Annotated in this window: 16 protein-coding genes; 6 read left to right on the forward strand and 10 right to left on the reverse strand. The window is 65.6% G+C overall.

All coding sequences use genetic code 11. From position 1 onward, the window contains the following. Positions 1 to 123 precede the first annotated feature (123 nt). On the forward strand, positions 124 to 894 hold the full coding sequence (locus AABA84_RS03180) for an alpha/beta fold hydrolase (RefSeq protein WP_338311331.1): 771 nt from the start codon (positions 124 to 126) through the stop codon (positions 892 to 894). A gap of 84 nt (positions 895 to 978) precedes the next feature. On the opposite strand, the gene AABA84_RS03185 is transcribed toward AABA84_RS03180, so the two are convergent. Beyond that, the gene (locus AABA84_RS03185) at positions 979 to 1,743 is read right to left on the reverse strand and encodes a hypothetical protein (protein WP_338311333.1); all 765 of its coding nucleotides are present in this window, start codon (positions 1,741 to 1,743) and stop codon (positions 979 to 981) included. A 491-nt stretch (positions 1,744 to 2,234) separates the two neighbouring features. Here AABA84_RS03185 and gltB point away from each other — a divergent pair, with 491 nt between their 5' ends. Continuing rightward, positions 2,235 to 6,968 (forward strand): glutamate synthase large subunit, encoded by a 4,734-nt coding sequence (gltB, locus tag AABA84_RS03190; protein ID WP_338311335.1) that lies wholly within the window; start codon positions 2,235 to 2,237, stop codon positions 6,966 to 6,968. Between the two features lie 160 nt (positions 6,969 to 7,128). Next, entirely contained in the window at positions 7,129 to 8,580 is a 1,452-nt protein-coding gene (locus AABA84_RS03195) for a glutamate synthase subunit beta (RefSeq protein WP_338311336.1), read from the forward strand. A 139-nt stretch (positions 8,581 to 8,719) separates the two neighbouring features. Here AABA84_RS03195 and AABA84_RS03200 read toward each other — a convergent pair whose 3' ends face one another. Further along, complete coding sequence (locus tag AABA84_RS03200; protein ID WP_338311338.1) at positions 8,720 to 10,477, reverse strand: outer membrane beta-barrel protein; 1,758 nt, start codon at positions 10,475 to 10,477, stop codon at positions 8,720 to 8,722. 193 nt (positions 10,478 to 10,670) lie between these two features. Here AABA84_RS03200 and AABA84_RS03205 point away from each other — a divergent pair, with 193 nt between their 5' ends. Next, positions 10,671 to 11,678, forward strand: a complete 1,008-nt coding sequence (locus AABA84_RS03205; RefSeq protein WP_212252705.1) for a KpsF/GutQ family sugar-phosphate isomerase — start codon at positions 10,671 to 10,673, stop codon at positions 11,676 to 11,678. A 51-nt stretch (positions 11,679 to 11,729) separates the two neighbouring features. Here the strand turns inward: AABA84_RS03205 and AABA84_RS03210 are convergent, their stop codons facing one another. Beyond that, positions 11,730 to 12,281 carry a carboxymuconolactone decarboxylase family protein gene (locus tag AABA84_RS03210; RefSeq protein ID WP_212252703.1) on the reverse strand — a complete coding sequence of 184 codons (552 nt, stop codon included), beginning with the start codon at positions 12,279 to 12,281 and terminating at the stop codon, positions 11,730 to 11,732. A gap of 72 nt (positions 12,282 to 12,353) precedes the next feature. Here AABA84_RS03210 and AABA84_RS03215 point away from each other — a divergent pair, with 72 nt between their 5' ends. Beyond that, the gene (locus tag AABA84_RS03215; protein ID WP_212252701.1) at positions 12,354 to 12,737 is read left to right on the forward strand and encodes a winged helix-turn-helix transcriptional regulator; all 384 of its coding nucleotides are present in this window, start codon (positions 12,354 to 12,356) and stop codon (positions 12,735 to 12,737) included. A 90-nt stretch (positions 12,738 to 12,827) separates the two neighbouring features. Here AABA84_RS03215 and AABA84_RS03220 read toward each other — a convergent pair whose 3' ends face one another. The 4 genes from AABA84_RS03220 to hemH all read right to left on the reverse strand — a co-directional run bounded on the left by AABA84_RS03220 (position 12,828) and on the right by hemH (position 16,574). Next, positions 12,828 to 13,271 carry an NfeD family protein gene (locus AABA84_RS03220; RefSeq protein ID WP_038973463.1) on the reverse strand — a complete coding sequence of 148 codons (444 nt, stop codon included), beginning with the start codon at positions 13,269 to 13,271 and terminating at the stop codon, positions 12,828 to 12,830. 54 nt (positions 13,272 to 13,325) lie between these two features. Then, positions 13,326 to 14,330, reverse strand: coding sequence for an SPFH domain-containing protein (locus AABA84_RS03225; RefSeq protein WP_212252700.1), 1,005 nt, complete (start codon positions 14,328 to 14,330; stop codon positions 13,326 to 13,328). A gap of 224 nt (positions 14,331 to 14,554) precedes the next feature. Continuing rightward, positions 14,555 to 15,526, reverse strand: coding sequence for an ABC transporter substrate-binding protein (locus AABA84_RS03230; RefSeq protein WP_338311339.1), 972 nt, complete (start codon positions 15,524 to 15,526; stop codon positions 14,555 to 14,557). 10 nt (positions 15,527 to 15,536) lie between these two features. Next, complete coding sequence (gene hemH, locus AABA84_RS03235) at positions 15,537 to 16,574, reverse strand: ferrochelatase (RefSeq protein WP_212252696.1); 1,038 nt, start codon at positions 16,572 to 16,574, stop codon at positions 15,537 to 15,539. Positions 16,575 to 16,657: 83 nt separating this feature from the next. Here hemH and AABA84_RS03240 point away from each other — a divergent pair, with 83 nt between their 5' ends. After that, entirely contained in the window at positions 16,658 to 17,056 is a 399-nt protein-coding gene (locus tag AABA84_RS03240) for an MAPEG family protein (protein ID WP_212252694.1), read from the forward strand. Between the two features lie 190 nt (positions 17,057 to 17,246). Here the strand turns inward: AABA84_RS03240 and AABA84_RS03245 are convergent, their stop codons facing one another. From AABA84_RS03245 to AABA84_RS03255, 3 genes are read right to left on the reverse strand one after another with little or no spacing between them, the layout of a single operon-like run. After that, a complete protein-coding gene (locus tag AABA84_RS03245; RefSeq protein ID WP_338311341.1) occupies positions 17,247 to 18,383 on the reverse strand; it encodes a nickel/cobalt transporter in 1,137 nt (378 codons plus the stop codon). Further along, entirely contained in the window at positions 18,374 to 19,012 is a 639-nt protein-coding gene (locus AABA84_RS03250) for a DUF1007 family protein (RefSeq protein WP_338308817.1), read from the reverse strand. The genes AABA84_RS03245 and AABA84_RS03250 overlap by 10 nt, the downstream gene beginning before the upstream one ends. Then, positions 19,012 to 21,093 carry a M3 family metallopeptidase gene (locus AABA84_RS03255; protein WP_338311343.1) on the reverse strand — a complete coding sequence of 694 codons (2,082 nt, stop codon included), beginning with the start codon at positions 21,091 to 21,093 and terminating at the stop codon, positions 19,012 to 19,014. The genes AABA84_RS03250 and AABA84_RS03255 overlap by 1 nt, the downstream gene beginning before the upstream one ends. Positions 21,094 to 21,107: the final 14 nt, after the last annotated feature.

Genomic DNA, 21,107 nt, shown 5'->3' on the forward strand with positions numbered 1-21,107 from the left:
TCGCCCACGCGTCCCGTACACGCCCGACCAAGACGCTGCTCACAGGTAGGTGACTGAGCGTAACGCCGCTGCCACACGCTCCGTCCTTTGGACATCGAACACAAAACAAGACGGAGCACGATCATGTCACTTTGGCGCAGCCTTTTCGTCGCCGCGAGCCTGTTGGCGGCCCCCCTCAGCCTCGCTCACGCGCAGACACCGCAGACGGTGAAAGCCAAGAACGTCGTGCTGGTGCACGGCGCCTGGGCCGACGGCTCGAGCTGGTCGGAGGTGATCCCGATCCTCCAGGCCGCGGGCCTGCACGTCACCGCCGTGCAGAATCCGCTGTCGTCGCTTGCGGATTCCGTCGAGGCGACCAGGCGCGCGCTGGCCGAGCAGGATGGACCGACCGTGCTGGTCGCGCATTCCTGGGGCGGCACCGTGATCAGCCAGGTCGGCACCGATCCGAAGGTCACCGGCCTCGTCTATGTCGCCGCACGTGCGCCCGATGCGAACGAGGATTTCGTTGCGCTGTCGAAGCAATTCCCGACCGGCCCGGTGCGCGCCGGCATCGTCGAGCGCGACGGCGACACAAAACTCTCGGAAGACGCCTTCCTGAAATATTTCGCCAATGGCGTGAAGCCGGAGCAGGCCAAGGAGCTTTATGCCGTGCAATGGCCGACCGCCGCGTCGATCTTCGCCGGCCGCACCACAGAAGCTGCGTGGCATTCGAAGCCGAGCTGGTACGCGGTGTCGAAGAACGACTACACCATCAATCCCGATCTCGAACGCTTCCTCGCCAAGCGCATGAACGCCACCACGATCGAGCTCGATGCCGGCCACCTCTCGCTGGTGTCGCATCCGAAGGAGGTCGCGAATTTGATCCTGGAAGCCGCGGGATATCCGCGGAGCTGAAGCGATCGCTGAAATGCGGAAGGCGCCTGAATTGCTCAGGCGCCTTTTGTTTTGCCCGGCTGCTGCCGCGCCAAACTCGCGACGCTAATCCAGCCCCTGGGCCGCCGGCATCTCCTGCGTCGGCAGGATCGTTGGGGCCGGCTTGGCCTGACCGACGGTCGGCGCGACGGTTTGCGGTGTGGCCTCGGCCGGCTTCGCCTGGGCGGCAGCGGTCTGCTGCGGTGCTTGTGCCTGCGGCGCTTGAGCCTGCTGCGTCACTGGCTCGGCCGGCTTGGCGGCGACCGGCGTCTCGCCGCGTCGCGGGGCAGCCCTGGGCAGCGGCACGGTGCGGCTCGCCACGTGCGGGATCAAGGCCGGCGGCCGCGGCGGGCCGCTGCGGATCACGGTCGGCGGCGGCAGCGCACTTTGCGGACCGTAAGGCGCAACTGCGCGCTCGTCATAGGCGGGCGCCATGCCGTAGGCGTCGGCGGCCGGCATGAAACGGATGATCCGCCCGTCGCGGGCATCGATCACGAGCCGGCCGTCATCGCCGCGACGGTCGATCACCGCGATGGTGTAGACGCTGCCGCGCAGGCGCGGGATGCCGAGCGGCGAGAAGCCGTTGTCGCGCAAGACCGCGTAGACCTCGGTCGACGGCAGCAACGCCGGACCGCGCTCCTCGTAGCCGTAACGCGGCGGCGATGGCGGGGCAGCTTCGGGGGGCGCATAGGGTCCGTCGAAATCCGACACCGCGACAGCCGCCCCTCCTGCGATACCGTTCGCGGGAACTTGCGCCAAAACCTGTCCATGCCAAGCGCCCATGGCGAGCGCCAGCGTGGCAGTAGCCACACATCCTGTGAAAAACTTCATCGTCGACATGCTCCTGTCAGGCCCCCCGAAGCCTCGCGCTCTTTCGCTTCTTGCGGCGTGGCGCGCCTTTCGAAGGGTTGATCCGAAGCTTCATTTGGGATTTCGGCGCCCGCAGGGCCGGATCAGGGCGCGTTTGCTTCAAAACAGGGGCTGCGCAACTTTCGGAAAGCGATTGATTGACATATCGGGAATCGGGACTTCCACGCGCTTGTGTGATAGACAAAAATTTGGCAAGGTGACGGTTAGGACAGGAAGACTGTCTCAATTTTGCTTGCGGTTCCGGCATAGGGATTGCAACGAAAGTCGGTGCTCTCGAGCACCGTAAGGCAACAGGCAAAGCCGTTCTCGGGGACGAAGAACGCCTAGGCCTGAATTTAAGAAAATGCGGCTCGCAGCGGACGAGCGGTGACCCAGAGGCGGGTGCCGCGGAACGCCCAAGGTGCGCCGAAGATGGCGGTGAGGCAGCTTGCCGCACGGAGAGGATTGGAACAATGAACGGGTCGCAATTCGAGAGCGCAAACATCGTGGCAGAAGAACTGTCGGCGACGGTCGCCTCGAAAACGACCGATCCGATTCAGGAACACAATTCGCGCCCGCCAGCCGTTGGCCTCTACGATCCGAGCCTGGAGAAGGACAGCTGCGGCGTCGGCTTCATCGCCAATATCAAGGGCAAGAAGTCGCACGAGATCGTCGCGGACGCGCTGAGCATCCTGTGCAATCTCGAGCACCGTGGTGCCGTCGGCGCCGACCCGCGCGCCGGTGACGGCGCCGGCATCCTGGTGCAGATCCCGCACGCCTTCTTCAGCCGCAAGGCCGGGGAGCTCGGCTTCGCGCTGCCGGCGCCCGGCGAATACGCCATCGGCGCGCTGTTCATGCCGCGCGACACCGCATGGCGCAACGTCATCAAGAGCATCATCGCCGACCAGATCAAGGAAGAGGGCCTGACCCTGCTCGGCTGGCGCGACGTGCCGACCGACAATTCCTCGCTCGGTGTCACCGTGAAGCCGACCGAGCCCGCCTGCATGCAGGTGTTCATCGGCCGCAACGGCACCGCCAAGACCGAGGACGAGTTCGAGCGCCGGCTCTACATCCTGCGCAAGTCGATCTCGCAGGCGATCTACCAGCGCCGCGACCGCGGACTTGCAGGCTATTACCCCTGCTCGATGTCCTGCCGCACCGTGATCTACAAGGGCATGTTCCTCGCCGACCAGCTCGGCAAGTACTATCCCGATCTGCACGAGAAGGATTTCGAGAGCGCGCTCGCCCTGGTGCATCAGCGCTTCTCGACCAACACCTTCCCGGCCTGGTCGCTGGCGCATCCCTATCGCATGATCGCGCATAACGGCGAGATCAACACGCTGCGCGGCAACACCAACTGGATGGCGGCGCGCCAGGCTTCGGTGAGCTCCGAGCTCTACGGCAAGGACATCAACCGGCTCTGGCCGATCTCTTACGAAGGCCAGTCCGACACCGCCTGCTTCGACAACGCGCTCGAATTCCTGGTGCAGGGCGGCTACTCGCTGCCGCACGCCGTCATGATGATGATTCCGGAGGCGTGGGCCGGCAATCCCCTGATGGATGAGAAGCGCCGCGCCTTCTACGAATATCACGCCGCGCTGATGGAGCCGTGGGACGGTCCCGCCGCGATCGCCTTCACCGACGGCCGCCAGATCGGCGCTACGCTCGACCGCAACGGCCTGCGGCCGGCGCGCTATCTCGTGACCAAGGACGACCGCATCGTGATGGCGTCCGAAATGGGCGTGCTGACGATCCCCGAGGACCAGATCATCACCAAGTGGCGGCTGCAGCCCGGCAAGATGCTGCTGGTCGACCTCGATCAGGGCCGTCTGATCCCCGACGACGAGATCAAGGCCGAGCTCGCCAGGAGCCACCCCTACAAGGAGTGGCTGGAGCGGACCCAGATCGTGCTGGAGGAGCTGCCGAAGGTTCCGACCACCGGCGTGCGCTCCAATCTGTCGCTGCTCGATCGCCAGCAGGCGTTCGGCTACAGCCAGGAAGACATCGCCATCCTGATGACGCCGATGGCGGCCACGGGCGAGGAAGCCGCGGGCTCGATGGGCAACGACACGCCGATCTCGGCGCTGTCGGACAAGGCCAAGCCGCTGTTCACCTACTTCAAGCAGAACTTTGCGCAGGTCACCAACCCGCCGATCGACCCGATCCGCGAGGAGCTGGTGATGAGCCTCGTCTCCATCATCGGACCTCGGCCGAACCTGTTCGACCTGCAGGGGCTTGCCACCACCAAGCGCCTCGAAGCGCGCCAGCCGATCCTGACCGACGCGGATCTCGAAAAGATCCGCTCGATCTCGGATGTCGCCGATTCCCACTTCAAGTCGCGCACCCTCGACACCACCTTCCACGCCGGCCTCGGCGCGGCGGGCATGGACCAGGTGCTCGACGAGCTCTGCGCGCGCGCCGAAAGCGCGGTGCGCGAGGGCGTCAACATCATCATCCTGTCCGACCGCATGGTCGGCACCGACCGGGTTCCGATCCCGTCGCTGCTGGCCTGCGCCGCCGTGCACCACCACCTGATCCGCACGGGCCTGCGCACTTCGGTCGGTCTCGTCGTCGAATCCGGCGAGCCGCGCGAAGTGCATCACTTCGCCTGCCTTGCCGGCTACGGCGCCGAAGCGATCAACCCCTATCTCGCGTTCGAAACCATCATCGCGATGAAGGACCGCCTGCCCGGCTCGCTCGACGACTACGAGATCGTCAAGCGCTACATCAAGTCGATCGGCAAGGGCCTTTTGAAGGTGATGTCCAAGATGGGCATCTCGACCTACCAGTCCTATTGCGGCGCGCAGATCTTCGACGCCGTCGGCCTCAAGGCCGACTTCGTCGCAAAGTTCTTCGCGGGCACGCATACCCGCGTCGAGGGCGTCGGCCTTGGCGAGATCGCCGAGGAGGCGGTGCGCCGTCATGCCGACGCGTTCGGCGAGGCGCTGGTCTACAAGGGCGCGCTCGATGTCGGCGGCGAATATGCCTATCGCAGCCGCGGCGAGGACCATGCCTGGACCGCCGAATCGGTGTCGCTGCTGCAGCACGCCGCCCGCGGCAATTCGCAGGAGCGCTATCGCGCCTTCGCAAAGATCCTCAACGAGCAGTCGGAGCGTCTGCTGACGCTGCGCGGCCTGTTCCGGATCAAGAACGCGGACGAAGAGAAGCGCAAGCCGGTGCCGCTCGACCAGGTCGAGCCCGCCAAGGACATCGTCAAGCGTTTCGCCACCGGCGCGATGAGCTTCGGCTCGATCTCGCGTGAGGCCCACACCACGCTCGCCATCGCCATGAACCGAATCGGCGGCAAGTCGAACACCGGCGAAGGCGGCGAGGAAGCCGACCGCTTCAAGCCGATGCCGAACGGCGATTCCATGCGCTCGGCGATCAAGCAGGTGGCCTCGGGCCGCTTCGGCGTCACCACGGAGTATCTCGTCAACTCCGACATGATGCAGATCAAGATGGCGCAGGGCGCCAAGCCCGGCGAAGGCGGCCAGCTGCCCGGCCACAAGGTCGACGCGACCATCGCCAAGGTCCGGCACTCGACGCCGGGCGTCGGCCTGATCTCGCCGCCGCCGCACCACGACATCTACTCGATCGAGGATCTGGCGCAGCTCATCTACGACCTCAAGAACGTCAACCCGACGGGTGACGTCTCGGTCAAGCTCGTCTCCGAGATCGGCGTCGGCACGGTGGCCGCGGGCGTCGCCAAGGCGCGCGCCGACCATGTCACCATCGCCGGCTTCGAAGGCGGCACCGGCGCTTCGCCGCTGACCTCGATCAAGCATGCCGGCTCGCCGTGGGAGATCGGCCTTGCCGAAACCCACCAGACCCTGGTGCGCGAGCGGCTGCGCAGCCGCATCGTGGTCCAGGTCGACGGCGGCTTCCGCACCGGCCGTGACGTCGTGATCGGCGCACTGCTGGGCGCCGACGAGTTCGGCTTCGCCACCGCGCCGTTGATTGCGGCCGGCTGCATCATGATGCGCAAGTGTCATCTCAACACCTGCCCGGTCGGCGTCGCGACCCAGGACCCCGTCCTGCGCAAGCGCTTCACCGGCCAGCCCGAGCACGTGATCAACTACTTCTTCTTCGTCGCGGAAGAAGTCCGCGAGATCATGGCTTCGCTCGGCTTCCGCACCTTCAACGAGATGGTCGGCCAGGTTCAGCTGCTCGACCAGACCAAGCTGGTCGCGCACTGGAAGGCCAAGGGCCTCGACTTCTCGAAGCTGTTCGTCAAGCAGAAGGAAGAGAAGGGCCAGAAGATCTATCACTCCGAGCGCCAGAACCATCATCTGGAAGCGGTGCTCGACCGCACGCTGATCGAGAAGGCAAAGCCTGCGCTCGACCGCGGCGCGCCGGTGAAGATCGAGGCCAATATCAACAGCACCAACCGTTCCGCCGGTGCGATGCTGTCGGGTGCGGTCGCCAAGATCTACGGTCATGCCGGCCTGCCGCACGACACCATCCATGTCGGCCTCAAGGGCACCGCGGGCCAGGCGTTCGGCGCGTGGCTGGCGCAGGGCGTCACCTTCGAGCTCGAGGGTGAAGCCAACGACTATGTCGGCAAGGGCCTCTCGGGCGGCAAGATCATCGTCAAGCCGCCGGCCAACAGCGGCATCGTGCCGGAAGAGAGCATCATCGTCGGCAACACCGTGATGTATGGCGCGATCCAGGGCGAGTGCTACTTCCGCGGCATCGCCGGCGAGCGCTTCGCCGTGCGCAATTCGGGCGCCGTTGCGGTGGTCGAGGGCGCGGGCGATCATTGCTGCGAATACATGACCGGCGGCATCGTGGTCGTGCTCGGCAAGACCGGGCGCAACTTCGCGGCCGGCATGTCGGGCGGCATCGCCTATGTGCTCGACGAGACCGGCGACTTCGACAAGCTCTGCAACCTGGCGATGGTCGAGCTCGAGCCGGTGCTGTCGGAAGAGCTGATCAACGCCGGCACCTACAATCACTCCGGTGACCTCGAGGCGCATGGCCGGGTCGACGTGTTCAAAAACCTGCTCGACTCCGACGTCGAGCGCCTGCACGTCCTGATCACGCGCCACGCGAAAGCGACCGGCTCCAAGCGCGCCGCCGACATCCTTGCCAATTGGAAGGAATGGCTGCCAAAATTCCGCAAGGTGATGCCGGTCGAGTACCGGCGCGCGCTGCGCGAAATGGCCGCCAACGCGGACGCCGAGCCGAAAATCGCGATCGGGGCGTAGGGCAATAAACCCTCATGGTGAGGAGCGCGATAGCTGCGTCTCGAACCATGAGGTCACCAGCGGGGCCTTTCATCCTTCGAGACGCGGCGCCAAGTGCGCCGCTCCTCAGGATGAGGTCTGGAAAAGAGACGAAATTCAAGCGGCAGGGACTTCGGGTTTAATGGGCAAGATCACGGGTTTTCTCGAAATCGAACGGCATGACCGCAAGTACACCCCGGTCGCCGAGCGCGTGAAGCATTACAACGAGTTCGTCCTTCCCTTGACCGAGAAGGAAACGCGCGACCAGGCCGCGCGCTGCATGAACTGCGGCATTCCCTATTGCCACGGCACCGGCTCGGTCGCGCCCGGCACGCCCGGCTGCCCGGTCAACAACCAGATCCCGGATTGGAACGACCTCGTCTACCAGGGCAATTGGGAAGAGGCATCGCGCAATCTGCACTCGACCAACAACTTCCCGGAGTTCACGGGGCGCATCTGTCCGGCGCCGTGTGAAGCCTCCTGCACGCTCAACATCGACGACAACCCCGTCACCATCAAGACCATCGAATGCGCGATCGTCGACCGCGCCTGGGACAATGGCTGGCTGAAGCCGGAAGTCGCGTCCGTCAAGACCGGCAAGAAGGTCGCGGTGATCGGCTCGGGCCCGGCCGGCATGGCCTGCGCGCAGCAGCTCGCGCGCGCCGGCCACGACGTGCATCTGTTCGAGAAGTACGCCAAGGCCGGCGGCCTGCTGCGTTACGGCATCCCCGACTTCAAGATGGAGAAGGGCGTCATCGACCGCCGCGTCAAGCAGATGGAAGGCGAAGGCGTCACCTTCCACTACAACAGCCATGTCGGCGCCGACGGCAATGTCGATCCGCGCGAGATGCTCAACGACTACGACGCCGTGGCACTAACCGGCGGCGCCGAAGCTCCGCGCGACCTGCCGATCCCCGGCCGCGACCTCCAAGGCATCCACTACGCCATGGACTTCCTGCCGCAGCAGAACCGCCGCGTCTCTGAGGAACCCCTGAACGGCGTCCAGGAGATCCTGGCCGGCGGCAAGCACGTCGTCGTCATCGGCGGCGGCGACACCGGATCCGACTGCATCGGCACCTCGCTGCGCCAGGGCGCGCTGTCGGTGACCCAGCTCGAGATCATGCCCGCCCCGCCCGAGCGCGAGAACAAGGGCCTGACCTGGCCGAACTGGCCGCTGAAGATGCGGACGTCCTCCAGCCAGGCCGAAGGCGCGGTGCGCGAATTCGCCGTGCTGACCCAGAAGTTCTCCGGCGAGAACGGCCAAGTCAAGAAGCTGCACTGCGTCCACGTCGACGACAAGTTCAAGCCGATCGCCGGCACCGAGTTCGAGCTCGACGCTGAGCTCGTCCTGCTTGCGATGGGCTTCGTCCACCCCGTGCACGAAGGCCTCTTGAAGCTGCTGTCGGTCGAGCTCGACCCCCGCGGCAACGTCAAGGCCAACACGCTGGACTACCAGACCTCGCGACCGAACGTGTTCACCGCCGGCGACATGCGCCGTGGCCAATCGCTGGTGGTGTGGGCGATCCGTGAGGGCCGGCTGTGCGCAAGGTCGATCGATACGTTCCTGATGGGGAAGACGGATCTGCCGCGGTAGGTGAGGCGCGAGCTAGCAGCCCAACAGAGACTGTCATCGCCCGCGAAAGCGGGCGATCCAGCATTCCAGAGAAGCTAAACGTCTACGGATAAGCCGCGGCGTACTGGATGCCCCGCCTTCGCGGAGCATGACAGCGGAATCAATTCTGCAGCCTCACCCCCACCATCACCACCGTGCCCTGCGAGCTCGAGCCCGCCTGGTTCGAATCCAGGATGTCGTGGCGCAGCGTGCCCTTGACCCAGATGTTGCGGTTGAGCTTGTAGATCAGGTTGCTTTCGAACGAGTAGGTCTTGTCGTTGCGGTTCTGGCCCTGGTAGTCGAGCGTGCCGTAGGTGAATTTGCCGACGGCCGTCAGCCAGCGGCGGAAGTCGTGATCGACTTCGGCCGAATAGGTGCGCACCAGGACGCCTGAGGAGCCGGGGATGGTGGTCTCGGCGATCTGCGTGTCGGTGAAGAATTTCACCGTGGTCAGGCCGCTCGCATTCCAGATCAGCGAGCCCGAGGTGAGGAAGCCCGCGAGCTGGCTGAGGCGCGGGTCGGTGTAGTTGCGGGCGGAATAGCCGACCGAGATTTCGCCGGTGAGGATGCGCGAGAATTCGAAGGACGAGCCGACCTTGGCGTAGCCGCCGTTTGAATCGCGGAAATAGCCGTTGCGATCAGCGGCCTGGTCGTGAACGCGGGTGTCACCCTGGATCTCGACGAACGGCTTCAGGCCCGGCTTGAGGTCGTAGGAGAAGCGCCCGATGCCGCCATACTGGTTGAAGTCGCGATCGCCGTTGCCAAAGGTCGAACCGTCGGTGAGCTTGGAGTCCGTGTAGGCGGTGCGATCGACGGTGGCGCCCGCGGCGACCTGGAAACGATTGAAAGTCTGGTCGAAGCCGACGGTGGTGCCGAAGGCGGCGTAAACCGGATATTTCTGCAGGCCGGCCTGCACGTTCGGGCTGCCGGGATTGTCGGTGGCGAGCCGCAGGCGCAGCTGCGAGGTCAGCTTGAGATCGCGATCGACGTCGAGGCGGCCGTCGACATGGCCGGTGAAATCAGGACGATTGATCTCGACCGGCGAAGGCGAGGCAAAGCCGTCGATCGTCGCCGGCATGTTGTTGGTGTAGCCGGAGAACGAGCCGCGCAGATCGGCGACCAGCGCGTGGCGCTCCCAGTCGGACATCACCACGAGATCGGGTGCGACGACGTAGACCGGCGAGCCGATCGGCTTGTTGAGACGCGCAGGATTGGTGTCGTAGCCGGTGGAGAGCTCGAGCCCGCCCTTGATCAGAAAGCTGCCGGCGTAGTCGCCGACGGCCCCAAACGCATCGTCATCCGCCTTGAGGCGGCGGCGCAGCGGCTGGCCGGGCACGGTGCCCGCCATCGCCGCCGGCACCGGCGCCTTGTTGGCGGAGGCGGATGGCGGCGGCGCGATTCTGGGCAGGCCGAGCGTAGATGGCGGCGGCACCGTGGTCGGCGCCGGCGAGCCGGGACCGGCCGCGCGCTTCGGCTTCGGCTGACCCGGATAGAGCTTGGGTTGCTGTCGCTTGCGGTTGAGCGAATCATAGCCGGAGCTGCTCGCGCCGGTGGCGGCAGATAGGCCATAAGTCGGGACCTGACCGATGCGCGAGGCCGCCGGCTTCTCGCGGGCCTTGCGCGGATCGGCGCTGGGATCGGGCAGCGCCGGCAATGCATCGGACGGCGCCTGCGGCACGCCCGCCGTGCGGCGGGTCGGCAGCGTGTCGGGCGATGCGAAGCCGCCGCGGTTGGGATTGAACAGATCGGGCGTGAGGCTCTGGGCGGCCGCGGGCGCGCTTCCGAGGGTCGTCAGCGCAAGACCCCGCACAAGGCACGGCAAAACAGCGCGCAGGAACTGCGCGCGTTTGCTCCGGCCGATGCCTGGAGACGACCCCAAGGTGGAATAACTCCAACGAAATCAAATACTTTCACGGCGGCCACCGCCGGTTGGCGGGAACCATCGTTAATGGAGTTAAAACAATTATGGTTAATGACCGGTTGAGGGCTCTGGCGCGCGCGTCGCCTCCACGGCCGCGGCGTGCTAATGAGGCGCCGACCGGGCGAACGCCCCCTCCTCCCTGGACCAGAACATGCCGAGTTCGAAACCGCTGATGACCGCATCATCCGGCCCCATCCCCGACAGCGTCGAATCCGCGCTCCGCACGCTGGAGACGGAGAGCGGCGGCATCAACGCGCTCGCCGCCGCCCTGCGCGGCCCGCTGGGCGCGACATTTTCGAAAGCAGTCGACCTGATCCGCAACGCCAAGGGCCGCGTCATCGTCACCGGGCTCGGCAAGTCAGGCCATATGGGACGCAAGATCGCCGCGACGCTGGCCTCGACCGGCACGCCCGCCTTCTTCGTGCATGCCGCCGAGGCCGGCCATGGCGACCTCGGCATGATCACCACCGACGACGTCATCATGGCGCTGTCCTGGTCCGGCGAGCAGCCGGAGATGAAGAACCTCGTGAACTATTCGGCGCGCTTTGCGATTCCCATGATCGCGGTGACGTCGAACGCGGCCTCCTCGCTGGGCCAGGCCGCCGACCTCGTGATCGAGCTGCCGAAGGCGCGCGAGGCCTGCCCGCACAATCTGGCGCCGACCACCTCGACCCTGATGCAGGCCGCGATCGGCGATGCCCTCGCGATCGCGCTGCTCGAAGGCCGCGGCTTCACCGCGCTGGAGTTCGCGCATTTCCACCCCGGCGGCAAGCTGGGCGCGATGCTGAAATTCGTCCGCGACTACATGCGCACGGGCACCGAGATCCCGGTCAAGCCCCTGGGCACCAAGATGTCGGAGGCCGTGGTCGAGATGTCGGCCAAGGGCCTCGGCTGCGTCTGCATCGTCAACCAAGCGAACGAGGTCGCGGGCATCATCACCGACGGCGATCTGCGCCGCCACATGCGTCCCGACCTGCTGACGGTGACCGTCGACGAGATCATGACGAAGCAGCCGAAAACGGTGCCGCCATCGATGCTCGCCACCGAGATGATCGAGGTGCTGAACACAAGCAAGATCACGACTCTGGTCGTGACCGAGGCGGGCAAGGTGGTGGGTATCGTGCATCTGCACGATCTGTTGCGGGCGGGCGTGGCCTAGGCCACGCGCGCTCTCCACTCGTCATTGCGAGCGCAATGACGACGGTTAAAGCTACGCCGGAAACCGCGCCGCCTTCTCCTCCAGCGGCAATCGCAGCCCGTTCGCCAGATACGACACCGTGCGGTAGAATCCGCACAGCAGCATGATTTCCAGAATCTGCGCCTCGTCGTAATGCGCCGACAGCGCAGCGAACTCGGCATCACTCAATGTCGCGCGGTGATGCAGTGCGTCGACGGCCGCGATCAGCGCCTGCTCGGCCAGCGACCAGCACGGTGAGGTCGCATCGCCCTGCACGGTGGCGCGAATCTCTTCCCCGTTGATTCCCGCTGGCCCGGCGAAAACCGCGACATGCACACCCCATTCATACTCGCATTTGTTCAGCGCACAGGTGCGGTCGATGACGATCTCGCGCTGGCGCAGCGAGAGCGGGCCGGGATCGAGCAGGCCGCCGGCGCGAAACTTGTCCCAGGCGCGGGCGTGGCCCGCCATCACCCGGAACAGCATCAGCGGTGGCGCGCCGCGCATGATGCGATCGAACTGCGCCTGGATCTCCAGGGGATAAGGCGGGGTGAGCGGCGCAACGCGCGGCGTGGACTGGGACATTGGCGGCCTCCATCGCTACATTTATTGTAGCGATACGCTACACTATCTGTAGCACAACACAAGAAGATGACGATGGTAAAGCAGGCAGCATCGGGAAGCATCCGAGGCTCGCGCAGCGGGCGACCGATCATGGCGCTGCTGGACCTGCTCGGCCGGCGCTGGAGCCTGCGAATATTGTGGGAGTTGCGCGGCGAGCCCCTCACCTCCCGCGCATTACGCACCGCCTGCGACGAGGCCTCGCCGACAGTGCTGCAAGCGCGCCTGACGGAGTTGCGCGAGGCGGGGTTCGTGGAGCTTGGCGAAGGCGGAGGTTATGGGCTGACGGCGCTGGGGCGGGAATTATGCGAGACGTTCATGCCGCTGAACCGGTTTGCGGAGCGGTGGAAGGACTCTTCCCCCTCTCCCCGCTTGCGGGGAGAGGGTCGGGGTGAGGGGGAGCCTCCGCGCAAACGGTGAGAGACGGACTCGCGGAGAGTCTCCCTCACCCGGACTGCATCTGCGATGCAATCCGGCCTCTCCCCGCAAGCGGGGAGAGGCGAAGAATCCTCACGCCGCCGCCACGGTCAGATTCGCACCGTCCACCTGCACCACCTTCACCCGCGTCCCCGCCGGCGTATCCGGACCTGCGACGCGCCACACCGTGTCGCCGATGCGCACGGTACCGTTGCCATCGACGATCGGCTTCTCCAGCGTGAACTCGCGGCCGAGCAGTGCCTCGGTGCGCTTGTTGAGGAACGGGCTGGCGCTTGCATCCGGCTTCGGCCGCGCAAGCCGGCGCCATATCGGCACGGCGGCGGCGGCGAACACCGCGAACATCACGAGCTGGATCTGCCACGATAGGACGACGGTGAACGAGATCAGGCCGACGAGCAGCGCGGCGAGCCCGAGCCAGAACAGGAATATGCCCGGCGCCAGCACCTCCAGCGCCATCAGGATGAAGCCGAAGATCAGCCAGTTCCAGGTGCCGAGCGATACGAACATGTCGGTCATGACACGACCTCTATCATGGTGCATGCCCCTGCCTGAAGGGACATGCGCCGGGGACTATCCCTGCCGCGGCGGCACCGCCGGCGGCGTGCTGCCGGTCGTCGGCACCGAGCCACCACGGCGGGCGGCGGCAGCGGCGGACGCCGCGCTTTCGCCGAACGTTGCTTTCGCGATCTCGCCGATGCCGGCGAGCGAGCCCAGCATGCTGGTGGCTTCTATCGGCAACATGATAATCTTCTGGTTCGGCGCGTCCGCGAACTGGCCGAACGCCTTGATATATTTGTCGGCGATGAAGTAGTTCAACGCGGCGACGTCCCCCTTGGAAATCGCATCGCTGACCATCTGCGTCGCCTTGGCCTCGGCCTCGGCGGACCGCTCGCGCGCTTCGGCGTCGCGGAACGCAGCTTCCTTGCGGCCTTCGGCCTGGAGGATCTGCCCCTGCTTGGCGCCTTCGGCGCGCAGGATTTCCGACTGGCGCTGGCCTTCGGCGGCGAGAATGTCGGCGCGCTTGACGCGCTCGGCCTTCATCTGCCGGCCCATGGCCTCGACCAGGTCGGCGGGCGGCACGATGTCCTTGATCTCGATGCGGTTGACCTTCAGGCCCCACGGCGAGACCGCGGCATCGACGACGCGGAGCAGGCGCTCGTTGATCTCGTCGCGATGCGACAGCACCTGGTCGAGATCCATCGCACCCATCACCGAGCGGATGTTGGTCATGGTCAGGACCGTGATCGCCTGGGTCAGGTTAGAGACCTCGTAGCTCGCCTTGGCGGCGTCGAACACCTGGTAGAAGGCAACGCCGTCCACCGTCACGGTGGCGTTGTCCTTGGTGATGACCTCCTGCTCGGGAATGTCGATCACCTGCTCCATCATGTTGATCTTGCGCCCGACGCGATCGAAATAGGGCACGATCAGATTGAGCCCGGGGCTCAGCGTCTGGGTGTATTTGCCGAACCGCTCGATGGTCCAGTCATAGCCCTGCGGCACCGTCTTCACGCCGGCGACCAGCGTGACGATGACGAGCAAAACCAGAACAATCGCGAAAATGTCGAAACCGCTCATATTTCCTCCAAGGCAGGGAAAAGCCCTTTCCCGCGCTGTCATTGGTCGGGAGCGCAACCCTACCGGTTCAGCGGTCGCAATTCACGTCGGTATCGGGCTAATTCTGCACAAGCCGTGGAGGCGGGCAAGGATCACGATATGTATTTGCGGCGGGTCCTTGAAAGCGTGCAGGCGCAAACCTAGCGGCGAAAATTGACGAATCCGAAGGCGCACGTTGGACGACTTCATTCGATCACGTCATTCGCGAGTGCGATGAGGCCCGGGGGAAGTGTGACGCCGAACTCCCTGGCCGTCTTGAGGTTGACCGCGAGCTCGAACTTGGTGGGGTTCTGCACCGGCAGGTCGGCTGGCCGCGCGCCCTTCAGGATGCGATCGATATAGTCCGCGGCGCGGCGGAGCTGCTCGGCGCTGTCGATGCTGTAGGACATCAGCCCGCCCTCACCGACGAAGGTGCGGCTCCAGAACACCGCGGGCACGCGCGCCTGCGCGATTGCCGCCAGAAGCTGGCCGCGGTTGGCCATGGTGAAGAAGTCCGGCAGGATCAGAAAGCCGCCAACCCTCCGCGAAGCCAGCGCCGCGATGGAGGCGGCGTCATTCACCGGCGCGGGCTCGACCGTCACATGGAGGGTCCGTGCCGCGTCTTCGATCGTGCGCAGCATCAGGGGCGCGAACGGCGCGGTGGCGGGATTGTAGACGACGACAACGCGGGACACTTTCGGCGTGACCTGCGTCAGCATCTCCAGCCATTTGCCGGCCAGCGGGCCGTCGTAATCGGTGAAGCCGGTAATGTTGCCGCCGGGATGCGCAAGGTTCTCGACAAAGCCCTGGCTGACGGGATCGGTGACCACGGCGAACACGATCGGGATCGTCGTGGTGCGCCGGCGCAGCTCCTCCACCGAGGGCGTGCCGACCGCGAGCAGGATGTCGGGCTTGAGCGCGATCAGCTCATCGGCGAGGCTAGCGATCCGCGTACGGTCGCCGGCGCCGCTGCGCCAGTCGATCCTGAGATTGTCGTGCTCCTTCCAGCCGTGGCGGCCGAGCGCTTCGACCAGGATCGCGCTACGCGTCTGCCCGATCACATCGTCGGCGGCCGTGACCGAGAGCACGCCGAGCCGGCGCGCGGGCTGCTGCGCCAGCACTGATGACGGCATTGCCGTGAGCATCCCAAGAAGCGCCAGACACTCACGGCGGTTCATGGGACGCCCATCAGATCCAGCCCTGAAGCTCGCGCAGCACCAGGGTGCGGATCACGTCCATGCCCGGCTCACTGTCGTTGAGGCAGGGGATCGCGGAAAACTGCTCGCCGCCATTGTGCTTGAAGATCTCGGCATTCTCCTGCGCGATCTCCTCCAGCGTCTCCAGGCAGTCCGCGGAAAACCCTGGCGTCACCACCGCGATCCTACGCACGCCTTCCTTCGCGAGCCGCTCCATGGTCTTGTCCGTGTAGGGCTGGAGCCACTCGGCATTGCCGAAGCGCGACTGGAAGGTCAGCAGCAGCTTCGTCTCGTCCATGCCGAGCCGGCGGCGCAGCGCCTCGGTGGTGGCGATGCAGTGCTGCTGATAGGGATCGCCATTGTCGACATAGGATTTCGGCATGCCGTGGAACGACGCCACGATCAGCTCCGGCCTGAAGGACAGGGTTGCCAGATGCGTCTCGATCGAGACGGCAAGCGCCTCGATATAGGCCGCGTCCTCGTAATAAGGCGGCGTCACCCGCAGCGTCGGCTGGTTACGCAAACGGGCGAGCACGCGGAACACTTCGTCGCAGACCGTCGCAGACGTCGAGGCGGAATATTGCGGATAAAGCGGGACCGCCAGGATGCGCTCGCAGCCCTTCGCGATCAATGCGTCGATGCCCGACTTGATCGAGGGATTGCCGTAGCGCATCGCCCAATCGACCACGACGTTGGCGCGGTCCGACAGGGCGGCGGCCAGCTTGTCGCTCTGCGACCGCGTGATGGTCTTCAGCGGCGACTCGTTCTGCTCGGTGTTCCAGATCTTCTGGTAGTCGAGCGCCTTGGTGCGGGGACGGCTGCGCAGGATGATGCCGTTCAGCACGAACTTCCAGACCAGGCCCTGATCCTCGATGACGCGGGCGTCCGAGAGGAACTCCTTGAGATAGACCCGCACGCCGGGCGCATCGGCCGTGTCGGGCGTTCCGAGATTGATCAGGAGCACGCCAGCGCGCGGCAGGGCGGATTGGGCGGCCGGTCTCGCGGCCTCGATGGGGACGACACTGGTCATGGCTCTGTGGGTCGCGCGTTGGTCCGAACTTGTCAAGATGAGGCCGGTTTCGCTAGGGTCGCACCCAGGCGGGGGAGGCAAAGATGACACTCGCGGAATGGTGCGTCTTTGGAGCGCTCCTGCTCTATCTGTCGACGATCGCCTCGATCAAATGGATCAGGTTTCGCCGCTTCGACAATTCCCGGCCACGCGACCCCGCCTTCTACGAGGACCCGCTCTCGCATCGCGCGCTCGGCGCGCACCAGAACGGCATCGAGACCTTCCCGTTTTTCGCCTTCGCGGTGCTGCTCGCCGAATACCGGGACTCGCCGCAGCGGCTGATCGACGAACTCGCGGCCCTGTTCCTGATCGTGCGGATCGCCTATGTGCTGACCTATCTCGGCAATCGCCCGACGCTGCGCTCGATCCTCTGGAGCATCGGCTTTGCGATCAATCTCGGGATCTTCTTCATGCCGGCGCTGAAGCGGTTTTTGCCGGTGTGAAGTTCACTCTGTGATGCCCCGGACGCGGTGCAGCGCCATAGCGCGTCGAAGACGCGCGTAAACGCGCTTATGCCGCTGCCCCGCAGAGCCGGGACCCAGAAGGCCACACGCGACCGTGCGGAGAGATGGGCCCCGGCTCTGCAGCGCACCGTCGAAGGGACGTTGCGCTGCGTCCGGGACACGAGTGTGCCTAGAAACACGTCGTCCGTTCGGCCGCGATGTAGCCGAACAACAGGCCCGCGCCAAACAGCAGCACGACGCCGGCGGCCGCGAATTCGATGCCGCGCATGAACAGCGCACCGCCGCCATCACGCCCGGCGCTGAGGCGGGCGGCGATGTCCTTGGCGGAGACGGCGACGACTGCGATGGCCGCAACCGTGATCGCGGTGCCCAATCCCATCAGGAAGGTGGCGGCGATGCCGGCCCAGAACAGGCCCTGGGCCAGCGCGAACACCAGCACCAGGATCGCGCCCGAGCAGGGGCGGATCCCGACAGTGAGGATCGCGGCAAACCCGCGCCGCCAGCCGCCGGGGCCGGCGAGCTCGCTCGGCGTCGGGCCATGGGAATGGCCGCAATGTTCGTCATGGACGTGGTCATGCCCGTGGTGGGCATGGGCGTGCGTATGACCATGATCGTGGTGATGATGATCATGACCGTGATCGTGATGATCGTGGGCATCGTGATGATGGTGATGGCCGTGATCATGATCGTGCGGCACGCCGGCGATCGCCGGCACCGGCTGGGCCGCCTGCAGCGCCCGGATGAACGTGCTGCCCTTGACCCAGACGAGGCGCAGCCCGAACAGCGCGATCAGGGCGTAACTCGCGATCTCGATCGCCCCTTCCGCCTTGCACATGGTCTTGGCCGTCGCATTCAGCACCCAGGCCGAAATGCCGACGATGAGGATCGCCACCAGCGACTGCATCAGCGCCGAGGCGAACGACAGTGCGATGCCGCGCCGCGCGGTCTCGCGGTTGGCGACGAGATAGGAGGCGATCACTGCCTTGCCATGGCCGGGGCCGGCGGCGTGGAAGATGCCGTAGGCAAACGAGATGAACAGCAGCGTCCACACCGCGGAGCCGTCGGACTTGGCGGCGCGGATGGTCGCCGACATCTGCCGATAGAATTCCGACTGTTTGGCCAACAGCCAGCCGATGAGGCCGCTGGCCTCGGGCTGGGCCGCCTGCGCCGGGCGCGGCGCGCCAAAGGGGTTTTGCGCGAAGACATCGTGAACCGCGGCATCAGCCACGCCCACGACGAGGACAACGGCGGCGCAGACAAGAAGCCCGCGGGCAATCGGAGACTGAAGACGACCGATCAAGGGCAATCCACCGTGATCTTGTTGGCGAACATCATGCCGAAATTGGAGTTCTCGCCGTTCATGAAGGTCTGCTCGTTCAGCTTCTGCGCGCTCGCGGTGCCGTCGCTCGGGCGCTCCAGCTTCATCTGGCAGCCGGCGGGCGCGCCCACCAGTTTCACCGGGCTCTCCTTGGCCATCTGGAAGTCGATGAAGAAGGAGCGGTCGAACACTTCGAGCACCAGTTGCTTCGGCTTGACCGGGTTCTTCAGCGGCAGCGTGAAGTGCAGGGTCAGGACCGTATCCTTGTAGTCGAGGAAATAGTCGACCGGTTCCTGGAATCGCTCCTTCTTGCCGTCGGCTCGCGCAAAGGTGAAGTAAGCGTATTCCTTGAGCGACTCCACGTTGGTCTGCGCCAGCGGCCCGAGCTCCTCGCGCGTATAGGCGCCCTTGGTCTTGCTCTCGAGCCCCTGCACCGCATAGGTCGAGAACATGTCATCAAACGTCCAGCTGTGGCGGACGCCGGTGATCGAGCCGTCCTCGGCGTAGAGCAATTCGCTGGTCGCGGTGATCCAGACATGCGGATGCGCACGCGCCGCGCCCGCCGCGAGTGACAGGCCGGCGGCGAGCAGCAATCCGAACAGGGCGCGCATGCCCATCAGGCGGCCTTCGCGTCGTCGAGCAGCCCGCGGCGGCGGAGAAGCGCGTCGGGCTCCGGAGGACGGCCGCGGAAGGCTTCATAGGCGGCTTCCGGATCGACCGATCCACCCGAGGCGTAGATATCATCATGCAGGCGCTTGGCGACGGCGGGATCGAAGATATCGCCGGCCTCCTCGAACGCGCCGAACGCGTCGGCGTCCATCACCTCGGACCACATGTAGCTGTAATAACCGGCGGCATAATGGTCGCCGGTGAAGATGTGACCGAACTGCGTGGGCCGGTGACGCAGCGCGATCTCTTCGGGCATGCCGATCTTCTCCAGCTCGCGTCTCTCGAAGGCGCGCACGTCGCTGGCTGCGGCGGCAGGCTGGGTATGGAATTCGAGATCGACCAGGGCCGAGGAGACGAACTCGACCGTGGCAAAGCCCTGGTTGAATTTTCGCGCGGCAAGGAACCGTTGCAACAGCTCGTCGGGCAGCGGCTCGCCGGTCTGGTAGTGACGGGCGAACTTCTGCAGCACCTCGGGCCGCTCCTGCCAGTGCTCGTAGAGCTGCGACGGCAGCTCGACGAAATCGGTGAACACGGAGGTGCCCGACAGCGACGGATAGGTCACGTTGGAGAGCATGCCGTGCAGGCCATGGCCGAACTCGTGGAACAGGGTGCGGGCGTCGTCGGGCGACAGCAGCGCGGGCTCGCCGCCGGCGCCCTTGGCAAAATTGCAGATATTGAGAACCAGCGGGGCAACGTCGCCGTCGAGCTTCTGCTGGTCGCGCAGCGAGGTCATCCAGGCGCCGGAGCGCTTCGACGGCCGGGCGAAGTAGTCGCCATAGAACAGCGCCTTGTGCTTGCCGTCGGTGCCCCTGACCTCCCAGACCCGGACGTCGGGGTGCCAGACCGGAACGTCCTTGCGCTCCTCGAAGGTGATGCCGAACAGGCGCGTGGCGCAGTCGAAGGCGGCGGCGATCATGTGGTCGAGCGAAAGATACGGCTTGATCGCGGCGTCGTCGAAATTGGCGCGCTGAAGGCGCAGCTTCTCGGCGTAGAAGCGCCAGTCCCAGGGGGCGAGCTTGAAATTGCCGCCCTCTTCCGTGATCAGCGCCTGCATGTCGTCGCGGTCGGCAAGCGCCCGCGCCCGCGCCGGCTTCCAGACCCGCTCCAAGAGGCTCCGCACCGCATCCGGCGTCTTGGCCATGGAGTCCTCCAGCCGGTAAGCGGCGAAGGTCGGGTAGCCCAGCAGCTTGGCGCTCTCTTCGCGCAGCTTGAGGACCTCGACGATGGTTCCATTGTTGTCGTTGGCATTGCCGTTGTCGCCCCGCGCGGTGAAAGCCTTGTAGACCTTCTCGCGCAGGTCGCGCCGGGCTGAGCTCTTCAGGAACTGTTCGACCGAGGAGCGCGACAGCGTGACGATGGCCTTGCCTTCCATGCCGCGCTCTTCTGCCGCAGCCTTGGCGCTGGCGACGAAGCTCTCCGGCAGGCCCTGGCGGTCGGCCTCCCCGAGCTCCATGACCCAGTCCTGCTCGTCGCCGAGCAGATGATGGCTGAAGCTGGTGCCGAGTTGGGCGAGCCGCTCGTTGATCTCGGCCATCCGCGTCTTGGCCTCCTCGGAGAGGCCGGCGCCGGCGCGGTGGAAGCGGGTATAGGTGCGCTCAAGCAGGCGAAGCTGCTCCGGAGCCAGATCCAGATTGGCGCGGTTCTCGTGCAGCTGGGCGATGCGGCCGAACAGCACAGCGTTCATCATGATCGGATTCCAGTGCCGGGCCATCCGCAGAGAGACCTCCTTGTCGATCTCCAGGATGGCCGGGTTGGAATGCGCCGAGACCAGGTCGTAGAACACGGCCGCCACCTTGCTCAGCAGCTTGCCCGAGCGCTCCAGCGCCGTGATGGTGTTGGCGAAGTCGGGCGCGGCCGGATCGTTGGTGATCGCCGCGATCTCGGCGGAGTGGTCGGCAAAGGCCTGCTCGAAGGCCGGCAGGAAGTGCTCCGGCTTGATCTCGTCGAAGGGCGGGGTCGCAAACGGCGTGACCCAGGCCTTCAGCAGCGGGTTGGTCTCGGAGTCCGTAATTTGGCGGGGTTCTGACATCACAAGTCCCGATT

The sequence above is a fragment of the Bradyrhizobium sp. TM239 genome (assembly GCF_036247985.1).
In the GTDB taxonomy this organism is placed as follows: domain Bacteria; phylum Pseudomonadota; class Alphaproteobacteria; order Rhizobiales; family Xanthobacteraceae; genus Bradyrhizobium; species Bradyrhizobium ottawaense.

Coding starts and splice junctions, on each gene's coding strand:
- AABA84_RS03215 (WP_212252701.1), top strand. CDS start 12,354: ATGGTAAAGCAGGCAGCATCGGGAAGCATCCGAGGCTCGCGCAGCGGG.
- AABA84_RS03250 (WP_338308817.1), bottom strand. CDS start 19,012: ATGGGCATGCGCGCCCTGTTCGGATTGCTGCTCGCCGCCGGCCTGTCA.
- hemH (WP_212252696.1), bottom strand. CDS start 16,574: ATGACCAGTGTCGTCCCCATCGAGGCCGCGAGACCGGCCGCCCAATCC.
- AABA84_RS03180 (WP_338311331.1), top strand. CDS start 124: ATGTCACTTTGGCGCAGCCTTTTCGTCGCCGCGAGCCTGTTGGCGGCC.
- AABA84_RS03220 (WP_038973463.1), bottom strand. CDS start 13,271: ATGACCGACATGTTCGTATCGCTCGGCACCTGGAACTGGCTGATCTTC.
- AABA84_RS03255 (WP_338311343.1), bottom strand. CDS start 21,093: ATGTCAGAACCCCGCCAAATTACGGACTCCGAGACCAACCCGCTGCTG.
- gltB (WP_338311335.1), top strand. CDS start 2,235: ATGAACGGGTCGCAATTCGAGAGCGCAAACATCGTGGCAGAAGAACTG.
- AABA84_RS03210 (WP_212252703.1), bottom strand. CDS start 12,281: ATGTCCCAGTCCACGCCGCGCGTTGCGCCGCTCACCCCGCCTTATCCC.
- AABA84_RS03185 (WP_338311333.1), bottom strand. CDS start 1,743: ATGAAGTTTTTCACAGGATGTGTGGCTACTGCCACGCTGGCGCTCGCC.
- AABA84_RS03240 (WP_212252694.1), top strand. CDS start 16,658: ATGACACTCGCGGAATGGTGCGTCTTTGGAGCGCTCCTGCTCTATCTG.
- AABA84_RS03230 (WP_338311339.1), bottom strand. CDS start 15,526: ATGAACCGCCGTGAGTGTCTGGCGCTTCTTGGGATGCTCACGGCAATG.
- AABA84_RS03205 (WP_212252705.1), top strand. CDS start 10,671: ATGCCGAGTTCGAAACCGCTGATGACCGCATCATCCGGCCCCATCCCC.
- AABA84_RS03225 (WP_212252700.1), bottom strand. CDS start 14,330: ATGAGCGGTTTCGACATTTTCGCGATTGTTCTGGTTTTGCTCGTCATC.
- AABA84_RS03195 (WP_338311336.1), top strand. CDS start 7,129: ATGGGCAAGATCACGGGTTTTCTCGAAATCGAACGGCATGACCGCAAG.